The sequence below is a fragment of the Gluconacetobacter brunescens genome (genome assembly GCF_048695475.1).
In the GTDB taxonomy this organism is placed as follows: domain Bacteria; phylum Pseudomonadota; class Alphaproteobacteria; order Acetobacterales; family Acetobacteraceae; genus Gluconacetobacter.
On the sequence record NZ_JBLHEN010000002.1, the window covers coordinates 1,237,501 to 1,251,765 of the forward strand.

General features: G+C 64.6%; 15 protein-coding genes (1 of these 15 only partly in view). 11 read left to right on the forward strand and 4 right to left on the reverse strand.

What is annotated here, in order from left to right; translation table 11 throughout:
* Positions 1 to 474: the 5' portion of a nitroreductase family protein gene (locus ACMAUO_RS17880; protein ID WP_420358224.1), read on the reverse strand. 117 nt of this gene lie to the left of the window's left edge; the window shows 474 of its 591 coding nt (coding positions 1-474); the start codon lies at positions 472 to 474; the stop codon falls past the left edge of the window.
* A 184-nt stretch (positions 475 to 658) separates the two neighbouring features.
* Between ACMAUO_RS17880 and hisB the strand changes: the two genes are divergently transcribed.
* From hisB to ACMAUO_RS17930, 10 genes are all read left to right on the forward strand, one after another.
* Entirely contained in the window at positions 659 to 1,255 is a 597-nt protein-coding gene (hisB, locus tag ACMAUO_RS17885; RefSeq protein ID WP_182975705.1) for an imidazoleglycerol-phosphate dehydratase HisB, read from the forward strand.
* Complete coding sequence (locus ACMAUO_RS17890; RefSeq protein ID WP_420358225.1) at positions 1,252 to 1,638, forward strand: hypothetical protein; 387 nt, start codon at positions 1,252 to 1,254, stop codon at positions 1,636 to 1,638. The genes hisB and ACMAUO_RS17890 overlap by 4 nt, the downstream gene beginning before the upstream one ends.
* A 2-nt stretch (positions 1,639 to 1,640) precedes the next feature.
* Positions 1,641 to 2,312: an imidazole glycerol phosphate synthase subunit HisH gene (gene hisH, locus ACMAUO_RS17895; protein WP_420358318.1), complete on the forward strand. Its 672-nt coding sequence runs from the start codon at positions 1,641 to 1,643 to the stop codon at positions 2,310 to 2,312.
* A complete protein-coding gene (hisA, locus tag ACMAUO_RS17900) occupies positions 2,309 to 3,664 on the forward strand; it encodes a 1-(5-phosphoribosyl)-5-[(5-phosphoribosylamino)methylideneamino]imidazole-4-carboxamide isomerase (RefSeq protein ID WP_420358226.1) in 1,356 nt (451 codons plus the stop codon). The genes hisH and hisA overlap by 4 nt, the downstream gene beginning before the upstream one ends.
* On the forward strand, positions 3,664 to 4,437 hold the full coding sequence (hisF, locus tag ACMAUO_RS17905; protein WP_420358227.1) for an imidazole glycerol phosphate synthase subunit HisF: 774 nt from the start codon (positions 3,664 to 3,666) through the stop codon (positions 4,435 to 4,437). The genes hisA and hisF overlap by 1 nt, the downstream gene beginning before the upstream one ends.
* 28 nt (positions 4,438 to 4,465) lie before the next feature.
* The gene (locus ACMAUO_RS17910) at positions 4,466 to 4,948 is read left to right on the forward strand and encodes a phosphoribosyl-ATP diphosphatase (protein ID WP_420358228.1); all 483 of its coding nucleotides are present in this window, start codon (positions 4,466 to 4,468) and stop codon (positions 4,946 to 4,948) included.
* 18 nt (positions 4,949 to 4,966) lie between these two features.
* Positions 4,967 to 5,347 carry a histidine triad nucleotide-binding protein gene (locus ACMAUO_RS17915; RefSeq protein WP_420358229.1) on the forward strand — a complete coding sequence of 127 codons (381 nt, stop codon included), beginning with the start codon at positions 4,967 to 4,969 and terminating at the stop codon, positions 5,345 to 5,347.
* A 138-nt stretch (positions 5,348 to 5,485) separates the two neighbouring features.
* Positions 5,486 to 5,971 (forward strand): hypothetical protein, encoded by a 486-nt coding sequence (locus ACMAUO_RS17920; protein WP_420358230.1) that lies wholly within the window; start codon positions 5,486 to 5,488, stop codon positions 5,969 to 5,971.
* Positions 5,972 to 6,398: 427 nt separating this feature from the next.
* A complete protein-coding gene (locus ACMAUO_RS17925; RefSeq protein ID WP_420358231.1) occupies positions 6,399 to 6,800 on the forward strand; it encodes a P-loop NTPase family protein in 402 nt (133 codons plus the stop codon).
* A 712-nt stretch (positions 6,801 to 7,512) separates the two neighbouring features.
* Entirely contained in the window at positions 7,513 to 8,262 is a 750-nt protein-coding gene (locus tag ACMAUO_RS17930; protein ID WP_420358232.1) for a nucleotidyltransferase domain-containing protein, read from the forward strand.
* Positions 8,263 to 8,391: 129 nt separating this feature from the next.
* Here the strand turns inward: ACMAUO_RS17930 and ACMAUO_RS17935 are convergent, their stop codons facing one another.
* Positions 8,392 to 10,224, reverse strand: coding sequence for an ABC transporter ATP-binding protein (locus ACMAUO_RS17935; RefSeq protein ID WP_420358233.1), 1,833 nt, complete (start codon positions 10,222 to 10,224; stop codon positions 8,392 to 8,394).
* Between the two features lie 262 nt (positions 10,225 to 10,486).
* On the opposite strand from ACMAUO_RS17935, the gene nth reads away from it, so the two are divergent.
* Positions 10,487 to 11,173, forward strand: a complete 687-nt coding sequence (gene nth, locus ACMAUO_RS17940; RefSeq protein WP_420358234.1) for an endonuclease III — start codon at positions 10,487 to 10,489, stop codon at positions 11,171 to 11,173.
* A 120-nt stretch (positions 11,174 to 11,293) separates the two neighbouring features.
* Here the strand turns inward: nth and ACMAUO_RS17945 are convergent, their stop codons facing one another.
* Both ACMAUO_RS17945 and ACMAUO_RS17950 read right to left on the reverse strand, forming a co-directional pair.
* A complete protein-coding gene (locus ACMAUO_RS17945) occupies positions 11,294 to 11,962 on the reverse strand; it encodes an IS1595 family transposase (RefSeq protein ID WP_420356546.1) in 669 nt (222 codons plus the stop codon).
* A 79-nt stretch (positions 11,963 to 12,041) separates the two neighbouring features.
* Entirely contained in the window at positions 12,042 to 14,156 is a 2,115-nt protein-coding gene (locus tag ACMAUO_RS17950; protein ID WP_420358235.1) for a ComEC/Rec2 family competence protein, read from the reverse strand.
* Positions 14,157 to 14,265 lie beyond the last annotated feature (109 nt).

Genomic DNA, 14,265 nt, shown 5'->3' on the forward strand with positions numbered 1-14,265 from the left:
CCCCGCCAGCCGGTGCGGCGCCTCGAACCCCAGCGCCGAGGCCAGTGCAGGATCGACCGCCATGTCGCCGGTGACCCAGACCCCGCCGAAACCGGTCGCATGCAGGGCGTTGAGGATATTCATCGCCGCCGCCGCGACCGCCATTTCCTGCTCGATCAGCGGGATCTTGTCTTCGGGGCGCAGATGCATGCCCAGCGCGATGGTCAACGGCATGGTGGAGAAGCGGCTGCGGCGCTTTTCGATCTTGGCCGCCGGCACGTCCGGGTCGCGCGCCAGCATGCCAGCCACCACCAGCTCAGCCAGCTTCGGCCGGGCATCCCCGCGAATCAGCACATAGCGCCATGGCCGCAGGCGGCCATGATCGGGCGCGCGCATTGCGGTGGACAGGATATCCTCAAGCACCGCCCCTTCGGGCGCGGGTTCGGACAGGGCGTCGGTCGAAGAGCGGGACAGCAGGCTGTCGAGCACGGCCATGGGGCCTCCTTGGTCTCGGGCCCCGGCAGCGGTCGCGCGGCCCTGGCCGGCACCATGCAGCAGAAGGCAGGGGAAGCCAATATCCATCCCCTGCGAACCAGAGGCGCGAACCCCGGCCGGCGGCGCGTCGCGCACATATATAGGAGAGTGGCCTAACGCGCCCCATTCCTGTAGGAGAACGGGCATGGATACCGCCCGCACAGCCACGATTCATCGCGTCACCAGCGAGACCGACATCACGCTCCGCCTGAACCTGGACGGCACCGGCCAGTCACGGATCGCGACCGGAATCGGCTTCTTCGATCATATGCTGACGGCGCTGGCGCGCCATGGCCTGTTCGATCTGGAAATCGAGGCCAAGGGCGACCTGCATATCGATTTCCATCACACCACCGAGGATACCGGCATCGCGCTGGGCCAGGCCTTTGTCCGCGCGATCGGCGACAAGCGCGGCATCCGCCGTTTCGGCCACGCGCTGGTGCCGCTGGACGAGGCGCTGAGCGAAGTGGTGGTGGATATCTCCGGCCGCCCCTTCCTGGCCTGGTCGGTGGATTTCACCCGCGACAAGATCGGCGAGATGGACACCGAACTGTTCGAGGAGTTCTTCCGCGCCTTCGCCATGAGCGCGCTGCTGACGCTGCACGTCACGCAGAAAGCCGGGCGGAACTGCCACCATATCGCCGAGGCCTCGTTCAAGGCGGCGGCCCGGGCCCTGCGCATGGCGGCCGAGCCCGATCCGCGCGCGGCGGGCAGCATTCCCTCGACCAAAGGCGTGCTGTGACGACTTATACCACATGGTTCCGGGCGGATGACCGGCGGCCGCCCGTTCTGGTCGCCGAGCGCCTGTCCTGGCGGGTGCTGTTGCTGGGCTGGCTGGGGCTGGTGATCCAGGGAAGCTGGATCGCCGGATTGCTGGGCGGCGCCGGCAGCCTGATCCTGCTGGGTGCCGTGCAGGCGACACATCTGCCCTTTTTACCTTTCTGGGCCGGGCTGCATCTGCTGCTGGGCCTGTGCGCCGCTGATATCAGGGCGTGGGAATTGCGGCTGAATGGCCTGATCGCCGGGCCGGTCGTCGTGGCGCAGGGGCGTGAAGCCGCACTGCTGCGCCTGCTGGAGCGCAATCCCACGCTGGCACGCACCCGCGGGAATATGGCTGAGGCTTGAGCATGACATCCGCGACGCAATCCATCGTGGTCATTGATTATAATGGCGGCAATCTGGCATCGGCCGCACGGGCCCTGACCCGCGCGGCGGCGGATAGCGGCATCGACGCCGAGGTAACGATTTCGGCCGACCCGCAGGCCGTGCGGAACGCCGACCGGATCGTGCTGCCCGGACAGGGCGCCTTTGCCGACTGCGCCGCCGGGCTGGATGCCGTGCCGGGACTGCGCGCCGCCATCGTTGATGCAACGGATGCCGGCACGCCGTTCCTGGGCATCTGCGTGGGCATGCAGTTGATGGCCGAGCGCGGGCTGGAACACGCCGTCACCCCCGGTTTCGGCTGGGTCGCCGGCGAGATCGCACCGATGGACGCGCCGGGCCTGCGCCTGCCGCAGATGGGGTGGAACCGGCTGGATTTTGTGCCAGACGCCCATCCGCTGACCGATGGGCTGGATGCGGACGCCCACGGCTATTTCGTCCATTCCTATGCGCTGCGCCACGGCGTGCCCGGCGAACTGGTGGCGACCACCGATTATGGCGGCGCGGTGCCGGCGATCGTGGCCCGCGGCAATCGCGCCGGCACCCAGTTCCATGTCGAGAAGAGCCAGACGGTCGGCCTGCGCATCCTGTCCAATTTCCTGCGCTGGACCCCAGCCCGCGAAGGAGCCCCCGCATGACCGGTATCGGCAAATCCACCCACGACCAGCCGCGTGCCGAACGGGTCCAGTCGCTGACGGAAGACGAGCTTCAGGCGCTGTGCGAGGCCACCGACGCCGCGATCCTCGATGGCGGCGGGTTCGGCTGGCTGAACGTGCCGGGGCGCCAGGCAATGGAGCGTTACTTCCGGGGCCTGCTGATGGTGCCGGAACGCATGCTGTTCGTGGTACGGCTGGACGGCATCATCGTCGGTGGCGCCCAACTGGTCCGCCCGCCACGCAACAACGAAGCGCAGGCGATGAGCGCCACACTGATGCATCTCTATGTCGCACCCTATGCCAGGGGGCGCGGGCTTGGCCGGCTGCTGCTTCTGGAAGCCGAGCAATGCGCGCGGGCCATGGGCTACCAGATCCTGAACCTGGATGTGCGCGAAACCCAGGAAGCCGCGATCCGGCTGTTTCGCGCCTTCGGCTTCTATCAATGGGGCACCCATCCCAGCTATGCCCGCGCCGACGGGCGCACGATGCGGGGCCTGTTCTTCACTAAGCGCCTGCAGGACAATGAGCGGGTCGTGCCCGCCCACCCGCAGGCCTCTTCCGTTCCCATTCCCGCGACAGGACCCGCCAGCGTGACCGGCCACAGCCTGACCCTCTACCCCGCCATCGACCTGAAGGACGGCGCCTGCGTGCGCCTGCGCCGGGGCGAGATGGATGATGCCACGGTCTATTCCGACGATCCGGGCGCGCAGGCCCGCGCCTGGATCGCGGCGGGCTGCGGCTGGCTGCATGTGGTCGACCTGAACGGCGCCTTTGCCGGCAAGTCGGCCAACAGCGCCGCCATCGAATCCATCATCGCCAATGCCACCGTGCCGGTGCAGCTTGGCGGCGGATTGCGCGACCTGGGCAGCATCGAGCGCTGGCTGGCCGCCGGGATCACCCGCGTGATCCTGGGCAGCGTCGCGGTGAAGAACCCCGAACTGGTCCGCGCCGCCTGCCGCGCCTTCCCCGGCCGGATCGTCGCCGGCATCGACGCCCGCTCGGGACAGGTTGCCACCGAAGGCTGGGCCGAGACCTCGGACATGAAGGCCATCGAGCTGGGCCGCCGGATGGAGGATGCCGGCGTCGCCGCGATCATCTTCACCGAGATCAGCCGCGACGGCATGCTGACGGGCATCGACATCCCCCAGACCGCCGAACTGGCGAACAGCCTGTCGATTCCGGTCATCGCCAGCGGCGGCGTGGGCAATGTCGAGCACCTGCGCGCGCTGCGGGCCGCGACCGTCACCGCACCGGGCATCGAGGGCGTGATCGTCGGCCGTGCGCTCTATGACGGCCGGGTAGACCCCGTCGACGCGCTGCGGATCCTGTCCTGATGCTGAAACTGCGGGTCATCCCCTGCCTGGACGTGAAGAACGGACGGGTGGTGAAGGGAGTCAATTTCGTCTCGCTGCGCGACGCCGGCGACCCGGTGGAGCAGGCGGCGGTCTATGACGCCGCCGGCGCCGACGAGCTGACCTTTCTGGACATCACCGCCAGCCACGAGAACCGCGACACCATCCTGGACGTGGTCAACCGCACAGCCGAGAAAATCTTCCTGCCCCTGACCGTGGGCGGCGGCGTGCGCACCACCGACGATATGCGCCGCCTGCTGCTGGCCGGCGCCGACAAATGCGCGATGAATTCCGCCGCCGTCAGCCGCCCCGAACTGGTCAACGAGGCCGCCCGCAAATTCGGCAGCCAGTGCGTTGTGGTGGGCGTCGATGCCCGGTCGGACGGGCACGGCTCGTGGGAAGTCTATACCCATGGTGGCCGTACCCCCACCGGCCGCAACGCCATCGACTGGTGCCGCGAGGTGACCGAGCGCGGTGCCGGCGAGATCCTGCTGACCAGCATGGACCGCGACGGCACCCGCAGCGGGTTCGACCTGGAGCTGCTGCGCGCGGCCTGCGGCGCGGTGCGGGTGCCGGTCGTGGCCTCGGGCGGCGTCGGCACGCTGGAACATTTCGTCGAAGGCGCGCGCGCGGGCGCCACCGGCCTGCTGGCCGCCAGCGTGTTCCATTTCGGCCAGTTCACCATCCCGCAGGTCAAGCAGGCGCTGGCGGATGCCGGCCTGCCGGTGCGCCACACGCCAGCCGCCAGATCCTGAACGACGCCGATACGCAAGCGAGGGCACGATGCCAAAAATCCCGAAGACCACGCGCAAGAACGACGACACCAAGGCCACCGGCAAGAAGAGCGTCGCCAAGAAGACGGCCCGGAAAAAGGCCGCCCCCGCTGAAGCCGTCATCAAGGCGGTCCCTTCCCTGCCCGCCGAGCCGGCGGCAACGGCGGAGATTCTGGATCGGCTGTTCAACGTCGTCGTCTCGCGCAAGGGCACCGACCCCGCCGTGAGCCATTCGGCACGCCTGCTGTCACGTGGCCGGCGCAAGATCGCCCAGAAATTCGGCGAGGAAGCGGTCGAATGCCTGATCGAGGCCGTCGCCGGCAACAGCGAGGAACTGATCGGCGAAAGCGCCGACGTGCTGTACCATCTCATCGTCATGTGGGTTGATGCCGGCATCCATCCGTCGGATGTCTGGTCCGAACTGACGCGCCGCCAGGGCATCAGCGGCATTGCCGAAAAAGCCGCCCGCCCCCGCGACCCGTTGGCGGTATAACGCAAGGAGGCATTGTCCATGGCCGTTTCCGGACGGGGTCCCTACGACCCGCAGAACGTCTTCGCCAAGATCCTGCGCGGGGAAATCCCGTGCCGCAAGGTCTATGAAAACGAGTACGCGCTGGCATTCCACGACATCGCGCCCCAGGCACCGGTTCATGTGCTGGTGATCCCCAAAGGGCCCTACGTCTCCTTCGCCGATTTCAGCCAGACCGCCGGCGATGCCGAAATCGCGGGCTTTACCCGCGCGGTCGGCCATGTGGCGGCGCTGCTGGGACTGGAAGAAGACGGTTACCGTCTGCTGGCGAATATGGGCGCCGCCGCCGGGCAGGAAGTGCCGCACTTCCATGTTCATCTGTTCGGTGGGGCCGCGCTGGGGCCGATGCTGCACCGGGGCTGAACGGGCGCCCTTCGTCGGGGCGCTGCCCCGACATCCCGGCAGGAGGCTTGCCTGCCGCACCGCGATTTCAGGGGTGGCGCCGGCCGCGATAGTGGATAAAATATTTCAAAACATTGCCAAAGATGGAAGCGAGCGGGAATGATCGTGTGGAAGAACGCGCCGGTGCGTGGCCTTGCCGTCCTGGCCATGCTGGCCGGCCTGCCGTCGTGCGCGACGACCGCCCAGCGGATCGCGCAGAAGGAGGACCATCTGGCCGCCGCGGGCTTTGCGCTGAAACCCGTCACGTCGCAGCAGCAGCAGACCATGCTGAACCGTCTTCCGCCGCACCATTTCGTCCGCCGGACACACGGCAACAGCGTGTTCTACGTGTTCGCCGACCCGACCGTGTGCGACTGCCTGTATGTGGGCGACCAGGCCGCCTACGACAATTACCAGAGCTATCGCCAGGAGAGGATGATGGCCGACGAGCACGAGATGACGGCCGGCGAATACCAGGACACCATGTGGAACTGGAATGCATGGGGCCCGATGACCGGCCCTGGCTGGGGCGGGTGGAATCCGGCCTGGAACCCCTCCTGGGGCAATTGGGACCCCGGCATGGGCCAGTATAATGCCGGGTGGTAGGCAAGATCGGGCATTGCCGGAGGAGCGGTTCTGTTCTTTGTCGCAGCTCTGTCGAGGGCGATGAATACCAAGTGCCGTCATAGAAGAAACATGCCGCGGCTTTTCGTCGGGGCGTTGCCCCGACACCCCGGCAGGGGCTTACCTCCTGCACCTCAATTACATGAGTATATTTGCCGTAAACTGACGGTTTTTGCCTTCAATGTTGCCGTTATATAAAGTTTGCTGCTTCCCCTAAAGCAGCCATAGAGTGGCGATCATGATGCTTGATGATCTTGGACCACGCATTTGCATTATGGGACCATCCAACAGCGGGAAGTCCACACTGGCGGACGCGATATCACGGGCGCGCGGGCTGAGAACCGTACACCTCGACCAACTGAGCCACCTTCCTCACACTGACTGGGTCTCCAGAAGCCCAGAAGAGTTCATGGCACTTCATGACACGGAAATTTTAGGTTTAAGTTGGGTTATTGAAGGTAATTATTCTCGTCTGCTTCCACAACGGTTGGAGCGCGCCAGTGGGTTTATCCTTCTTGATGCTCCCACCACTGTCAGCCTTTATCGTTATGTTCGGCGCTGCTGGATCAGGAGAGATAGACCGGGCGCTCTAGAGGGCGGCAGTGACACCGTAAAATGGACCATGATACGTCACCTGATCGGCACTACCCGCGTCAATCGCGAGCGATATAAGCGAATGTTCAGGGATATCAGTTTTCCAAAAGTGCAACTCGCTTCTCCCGAAGCTCTGGATGAGTTTTATCGTGTTAATGGCTTGACGCGCAATGCCGCAGGAACTAAAAATAAGTCTTTTATTATGGAAAAAAATTAGAAATATGACCAGTTAATGTGAAGAATATTATTCTTGAACGGATGAGGTGGTTTCCGATGCGCTCTATTATTACAGTAACTGTTATAGTTCTATGTACGACATTTCAGTTTCGTGCATCCAGAGCGGATGAAGCGCATGTCGTTTTGCCTCAAATTGAGGGGAACTGGTCATGTGAGGGATATTTCATTCGAAATAAACGTCCGATTTCTGCAGACATTTCTATCACACACGACGTCCGGAGTGGCGCGCTAGTTCTCCATCATGATGATCGTGCTCCTGGTTCATACCATTCCCTGGAGATCTGGAGTGCCAATAAGGATGGCTCGTTAAAATCCTCAATTAGTGACGCTTACGGCATGCGTTGGTTCACGTCCCAGGGATGGGATGGAAAAAGTCTGAAGCTGAACCGAATAGAAGATGGGACAGTGGCTGAGCAATTTTCCTACGAATTCCAGGCCCCTAACACATTCAAGATTGACTGGGCCGTTAGTCGTGATGGCAACCGGTTGACGACTGGAGATACAATCCTCTGTCATCGGCACACCTAGCCGCTTGTAAAGATAGCCCGGCTACAGCGTCTCGTATCGGCCGTCCATCTCAATTGGCAACAGCTGCTATTTTTTTGCCGCTCCCGGCCAGACCCATTAGGCCCTCATGTCAGTTGTTCATTTTCTATTGCTTACCTGTCGGAACCGGTCGAAGATGCTGCCGTATGGTAGACCGCTACTGTCCTAATCCGGCTGAAGCCCTAGCGACAGCAAGAACTGTATTCCAGGCTCGCTATGAGGCGGCATCCTTCGCTTATGTCGCTGGCTCGATCATGCGCGGTGAAGGCACTTATCTTTCCGATATAGATCTCGTTGTCATCTACGATCATCTCGAGGCCGCACGCCGAGAGAGCTTCATCGTAGGAGACACACCCATCGAGGCTTTCATTCACGATTGCGAGACGTTGGCCTGGTTCGTTAAAGAAGACGTGTCGCGAGGTCGCCCCAGTATTGTGAGTATGATTGCAGAAGGCCAAATTATCGGTCGAGAGCATGAGAGAGCCGAGGCACTGCGCAGAGAGATGTCAGATCTTTTGGCAAAGGGTCCGCCTCCTTTATCGCCCACCGGCTTGAATGCGTTGCGCTATGAATTAACGGATGCAATCGATGACCTTCGCGGCAATCGAACTTTGAGAGAGGTGATAGCGATCGGTGCCTCGCTTCATCCCAAGCTTGTAGAACTCGCATTGCGCGGACGGGGGCGCTGGAATGGTACGGGAAAATGGGCGCCGCGCTTGCTCGGCGAGATAGATAGCGAGCTGGCGGACCAGTTCGATAGAGCCTTCCAAACGCTGTTCACGACCGGCGATGCCCGTCCGGTCATTGACTTGGTCGAAGCGGAACTGGCACCCCACGGAGGAACACTGTTCGACGGTGATTGCCGTGTGGCGCCCGGATTCTGGCGGGTGATTTAACGGCAGCTATTGCTCTTCTTTTGCCGACAGCGGACGTTCCGTATTCCCCGCAAAGCCGCCTAAACGAACAGGGGTGAAGGGGACGACTGTCCCCTTCCGGGTGCAGGGCGGCGCCCTGCGACTTCCTCCCTACCCATCCAACGACTGCAACTCGAACAGTCGCCGATACAACCCGCCCTCATGCGTTACCAGTTCCGAATGCGACCCATCCTCGAGCAGTTCGCCGCGCGCAAAGACCAGAATGCGGTCCAGGCCGACAACGGTGGAGAGGCGGTGGGCGATAACCAGCACGGTGCGGCCCAACATCAGCCGTTCCATGGCCTCCTGCACCAGGATTTCCGATTCCGAGTCCAGGCTGGACGTGGCTTCGTCGAAGATCAGGATCGGGGCGTTGGTCAGGAAGGCGCGGGCGATGGCCACGCGCTGGCGCTCGCCGCCCGACAGCTTGACGCCGCGTTCGCCGACCATGGTGGCGTAACCCTTGGGCAGGCGGTCGATGAAGCCGGCCGCATTGGCCTGGCGCGCGGCCTCCTCGATTTCGGCCATGGAGGCGCCGGGGCGGCCGTAAGCGATGTTCTCGGCCAGCGAGCGATGGAACAGCACCGGTTCCTGCTGCACGATCGCGATCTGCGAGCGCAGGCTGGACTGCGTGACGGTGGCGATGTCGATGCCGTCGATCAGGATCCGGCCCGAGGTCACGTCATACAGCCGCTGCAACAGCTTGATCAGCGTGGTCTTGCCCGAGCCTGACGGGCCGACCAGCGCGACGCGGCTGCCGGCGGGGATGTCGATCGACAGGTCATGGAACAGAGGCCGGGTCTGTGCCTTGTAACCGAACCCGACATGATCGAAGCGGATGGCACCATGCGTGACGTGCAGCGTGCCGGCCCCCGGCCGATCCGCGACGCCCAGCGGCTGGCGATAGATGGCGACCAGTTCTTCCATCTCGTTCACCGAGCGCTGGACCATCGAGATCTGCTGCCCGATATCGCGCAGATAGCCCTGCACCAGGAACACCATGGTGAGCACATACGCCACGTCGCCGGGCCCGGCGCGGCCGCGCCACCACAGCGCCAGCACCGCGCCGATCAGCAGAACCCGCATCAACAGGGCTGCCACGTTCTGTAGATTTCCTGAATTGGTACCCCGGATCCACGACCGTTCCGTCCGCGCCTGCCAGCGCGCCAGGATGCGCGACAGATTGGCGTCCTCGCGCTCTTCGGCACCGAACGCCTTGACGACGGTATTGCAGGTGACGGCATCGGCCAGCGCCGCACCCATGCGGGTATCCCATTTATTGGCCAGCCGGGCCGAGGGCGCGACATAGCGCAAGGTCAGCGATGTGGACATCGCCACCAGCAGGATCGAACTCACCCCCAGCAGCAGGCCCATCGACGGCCAGTGCGCCGCCAGCACCACCGTCGTCGCAGCCAGCACCAGTACGCTGGGCAGCAGCATGAGCATCAGCGTGTCGGCCAGCGTATCAGTGGCCCACATGCCGCGCGTCAATCGGCGCACGGTCGAGCCGGCGAAGGTATTGCCGTGCCAGTCGGTCGAAAAACGCTGGACGCGGGCAAAGGCACTCTCGGCGATGCCGCGCATGGTGCGCGCGGTCAGATGCGTGATGCCCAGATAGGACATGCGGCGCCCGGCGACGCCCAGCAGGCCCAGCAGCACCAGACCGCCGACCAGCCACAGCGCACCGTGCCGGGCGGCCTCCATTGCCGGGGTGGCAACCGCGCCCGCGCCTGCCCCACCGGCGGCGTGCGAGACGTCATCCACGATCCAGCCGGCCAGCAGCGGCGTGGCCACATCGGCCACCGTCGCCACCGAGACGCCCGCCAGCGTCCAGGCCAGCGCGCCGGGATGGCGCAGCCAGCGGCGGATCACGAAATCCAGAACTTCGGCGAATTCGTTGCGCGCGGGGCGTTCCTGGCCCGGGGCGGCGTTTTGGTCTGTCATGATGCTCCGGCCGGTTCTGCCGGCCATCCTTATGCGTCAGCCCCAACCGCGGCGACGGCGCAGGCCGTCGCGTGCCGCGCGGCGCGCGCCCGCGCCGCACGATGGGCATTCTGATCTTGTCCCGGTTTTCAGGCCAAATTATCGCCGTGCCGCCCCCGGAACGCAAGGCGGCGCAGCAGGTCCGCGCGGCCGACGATTTACAGATCGCGCCATCCGGCCGAAAACGGATCGCACCTCACCTTCCACCTTCCGCAGAGACGGCATGACCCGCACCCCAACCGCCCGCCCCGCCGGCGCCCGCCGCCGCATGACGCTGAAGGAAGTCGAACGCTTCATCACCCTGCTGGCCGCCGCCCACCCCAACGCGGAAAGCGAACTGGATTTCGTCGACGACTACACGCTGCTGGTCGCCGTCGCCCTGTCCGCGCAGGCCACCGACGTCTCGGTCAACCGCGTGACCAAGGGCCTGTTCCGCGACGCCCCCAACCCCGCCGCCATGGTGGCGCTGGGCGAGGAGGCAGTCGGCGAGCATATCCGCAGCATCGGCCTGTGGCGCACCAAGGCCCGCAACGTCGTCGCCTTGTCGCAGGCCCTGCTAGACCTGCACGGCGGGCAGGTGCCGCACGACCGCGCGGCGCTGGAAGCCCTGCCCGGCGTGGGCCGCAAGACCGCAAACGTGGTGATGAACGTGGCCTTCGGCGACAGCACCATGGCCGTCGATACCCATATCTTCCGCATCGGCAACCGCACCGGCCTGGCCCCCGGCAAGACCCCCCGCGCGGTGGAAGACCAACTGGTGGCGCGCATCCCCGCGCCCATGCTGCGCCCGGCCCATCACTGGCTGATCCTGCACGGACGCTATGTGTGCAAGGCTCGCCGGCCGGATTGCTGGCGGTGCCCGGCGATCGAGCCTTGCCAGTATACGGCGAAGGTGTTGATTGCGCCTTGAGGTTGTTCTTTTTTGAAAAAAAAGAACCAAAAAACTTTTGATCTGTTCAGGAGTTTTTGGCTGGGGCACACGATGCCCCTGAACGGATAAAAGTCTTTGGGGCTGGCATAGGTAAGCGATTTATCTGGACCGCGGTGGTGGCAGGTTAACCCATTGGGTGAGGATTTTCACGAGCTTTGCGGGCGAGCGGTAGTTGAAGCGCCATTCGCATTCCGCGAGGAAGAGATGAAAGTCTTTCCGTGGTATTCCGTTGTATCGACGCAAGTGACGCTTGGCCTGGCTCCAGAAATTCTCGATGCCGTTGATATGGTTCGTGCCGTCAGCGAAGCGCGTGCCATGATGGATGCGATAATGATGGAACTCCGAGACATCGAGTTTGTCGTATGCGTGCCATGAATCGCTATAGACAATTGAATCAGCCTGAACTTTCTCCCTGATGATCGGCATGAGCGTCTTATGGCCGGCGTTGGGTATCATCACGGCGTGGACCCGACCGCGACGTTTGAGCAGGCCAAAGACTGCAACCTTTCCCGCAGCGCCTCGACCATGCTTGCCTTTGCGGTGTCCGCCGAAATAGCTTTCATCGACTTCGACCTCACCCTCGATGGGTGCCTCATGGGCGATCTGTTCTGCGATCGTCTCACGCAATTTGCGATAAAATAGTGTTGCCGTATTGCGATTGACGCCCACGAGTTCTGCAGCACTGCGCGCCGGCGTGCCAGCAACGAAGTGCTCCAGGAGCCGTTTTTGGGTGCCGACAGGTAGGCGGCTGCGGCGACGTAGTTTCATGCGACATATCAAGCCTCTGTCGGCTTACCTATGCCAGCCCCAAGTCTTTTTGCTTCTTTTTCGGAAGACAAAAGAAGACTTACTCCCTCTGCGCCAACGGCAGCACCGGCATCCCGTGCTGCCCCGGCGCCAGCACCCAGGGCCGTCCCCCGCGCCAGTCACGATCCGAGATCACCACCGGGCCGGCAGAGTGCAGAAAGACGGCCTGCGCACCGCTTTTCCAGGTCTCCAGCGTGTCGAGCATGCGCGCGCCGGAGCACCCCGCATCATCGGGGGCCAGCGTGATCAACAAGTCCAGCCCGACACATCTGGCCGGTGGCGCACCCCGCAGGCGGAGCGCCACACGCCCTCCATTCAGCACGCACAATCCGTCGCGACAGGTTGTGTTTCCATTACCGGCCAACGGCACGATCGGCAGCGCCAGGGCCTGATGCCAATCGTCTTCGACCAGCCGTTCGCTACCGGGATGGGGGCCGACGCGCAACACGGCGCCATCACGCACCGCCACCGTCCGTCCATCGGGTGACAGCAGCAGATCCGGCCGCACGACCAGAAAGGGCACGGTCAGCGCCAGCACCATCGGGCCCACACCCCACCAGCGCCATCGGCCCACCCAGAGGCAAAGCCAGCACAGGCCCAGCACCCATATCGCCAGCCCCCATCCCGGCATGGCCGGCACCGCCAGCCGCGCCGCCGGCCAGCCGGAAACCATGCGCGCCAGATCGAGGATCAGCCCGATGCCCCAGCCCATCGGCACCAGGGCCACGGATTCGATCCCCCATGGCATCAGAAACAGGGACAGCAAGCCCAGCGGCAGGACCCACATGGCCATCAGCGGCACCGCCAGCAGATTGGCCAGCACGAACCAGGGCTGGAGCGTACCGAAATGCGCCATCACCACTGGCACCGTCGCTCCGCCGGCCAGCAGGCTGGCCTGCGCCAGATGCGCGACATGATGCAGGAAGCGCCGCCACCAGCCGGGCTGCTCGATCAGGCGGGCCATGAGCGGACGTGTGACCTCGGCACCCGCCGCCAGCGCCATGACGGCGGCCAGCGACATCTGCAACGGAGTCTCCAGCAGATCGGCCGGCCCGGTCAGCAGCAGCAGGATCGCCCCGACCGCCAGCCCGCGCAGCGACAGCGCCCGCCGGCCGGTGACGATCGCCAGCACCACCAGCGCCGCCATGGTCAGGCTGCGCAGGGCGGGCAGATGCGCGCCCGTCAGCGCCACATACATGATACCGGCCGCCAGCCCGGCGATGGCGGCAATCGAGCGGCACGGCCAGTACAACGTCGCCCGTTCCGAACACGCCAGCAGCAGCCGCGCCGCCGCCACCGAGACCCCCATGACAATACCCAGATGCAGGCCCGCCACCGCCAGCAGATGGGCCAGCCCCGCATCGGCAAATGCATCGCGATCCGCCTGCGCCATGCCGACGGCCGAGCCGGTCAGCACCGCCGTTGCCACCCCGCCCGCAGCACCCGGCAGAACCCGGACAATCCGGGCCGAGATCAGTTCGCGCCATCCCTCCAGCGACGACGCACCCGGCACGGGCCCGAGCGCCTCCGCCCGGCCCAATGCCGTTCCGCTGCCGGCGGTCCCGTCGAAATAGGCGCGGCGTTGCCGGTCGGGGCCGCCGGGCAAGGACGGTGGGGCCAGCGGCCGCAACAGAGCGCGAACCCGCACCACCATGCCCGGAACGGGCACCAGCGGATCGTCGGCGCGCAAACGCACGCGCAGGATGCGCCTTAGGGGCGGCATGCCGGAATCCAGCGGGTCGTCCAGCACCGCGCTGGCCAGATCCAGCCGAAGGACGGAGGGACCATCGCCCGGCAACAACGCCACGGCCACGACACGGCCGGTCACGATGGTCGCCCGCGCCGGCAGGTCGGGCAAAGGCGGCTGGCGATGCGTGGCCCAGAACGCGGCGAGAAACCCCACAGCCAGCGTCGCCACACCACCGCCCAGCAGGCGCGGCGCCAGCGCGAACGGCCGCCACCCGATCCAGCCGAGCCCCAACACCGCAATGCCGGCCCAGGCCAGCACCTCAGGCATCCCCGGCTCGTGCCGCAACCGGAAATACCACGCGATGCCCAGCCCCAGCCCGACCGGCAGCCACAGCGCCAGACGCCTCTGCTCCGCCAGCAGCAGCCCGACGAGCCTGTCCCGTTCTTTTTTGAAAAAAAGAACCAAAAAACTTTTAGCCTTTTAAGGGGGGAAAACCGCCGGACCAGACGGAATGCCGACAACAGATTAAAAGTCTTTTTGCTTCTTTTTCTTCAGAAAAAGAAGAGACAAACAC

Coding starts and splice junctions, on each gene's coding strand:
- ACMAUO_RS17910 (WP_420358228.1), top strand. CDS start 4,466: ATGCCAAAAATCCCGAAGACCACGCGCAAGAACGACGACACCAAGGCC.
- hisH (WP_420358318.1), top strand. CDS start 1,641: ATGACATCCGCGACGCAATCCATCGTGGTCATTGATTATAATGGCGGC.
- hisB (WP_182975705.1), top strand. CDS start 659: ATGGATACCGCCCGCACAGCCACGATTCATCGCGTCACCAGCGAGACC.
- ACMAUO_RS17915 (WP_420358229.1), top strand. CDS start 4,967: ATGGCCGTTTCCGGACGGGGTCCCTACGACCCGCAGAACGTCTTCGCC.
- ACMAUO_RS17925 (WP_420358231.1), top strand. CDS start 6,399: ATGGCACTTCATGACACGGAAATTTTAGGTTTAAGTTGGGTTATTGAA.
- ACMAUO_RS17930 (WP_420358232.1), top strand. CDS start 7,513: ATGGTAGACCGCTACTGTCCTAATCCGGCTGAAGCCCTAGCGACAGCA.
- hisF (WP_420358227.1), top strand. CDS start 3,664: ATGCTGAAACTGCGGGTCATCCCCTGCCTGGACGTGAAGAACGGACGG.
- ACMAUO_RS17920 (WP_420358230.1), top strand. CDS start 5,486: ATGATCGTGTGGAAGAACGCGCCGGTGCGTGGCCTTGCCGTCCTGGCC.
- ACMAUO_RS17945 (WP_420356546.1), bottom strand. CDS start 11,962: ATGAAACTACGTCGCCGCAGCCGCCTACCTGTCGGCACCCAAAAACGG.
- ACMAUO_RS17935 (WP_420358233.1), bottom strand. CDS start 10,224: ATGACAGACCAAAACGCCGCCCCGGGCCAGGAACGCCCCGCGCGCAAC.
- nth (WP_420358234.1), top strand. CDS start 10,487: ATGACCCGCACCCCAACCGCCCGCCCCGCCGGCGCCCGCCGCCGCATG.
- hisA (WP_420358226.1), top strand. CDS start 2,309: ATGACCGGTATCGGCAAATCCACCCACGACCAGCCGCGTGCCGAACGG.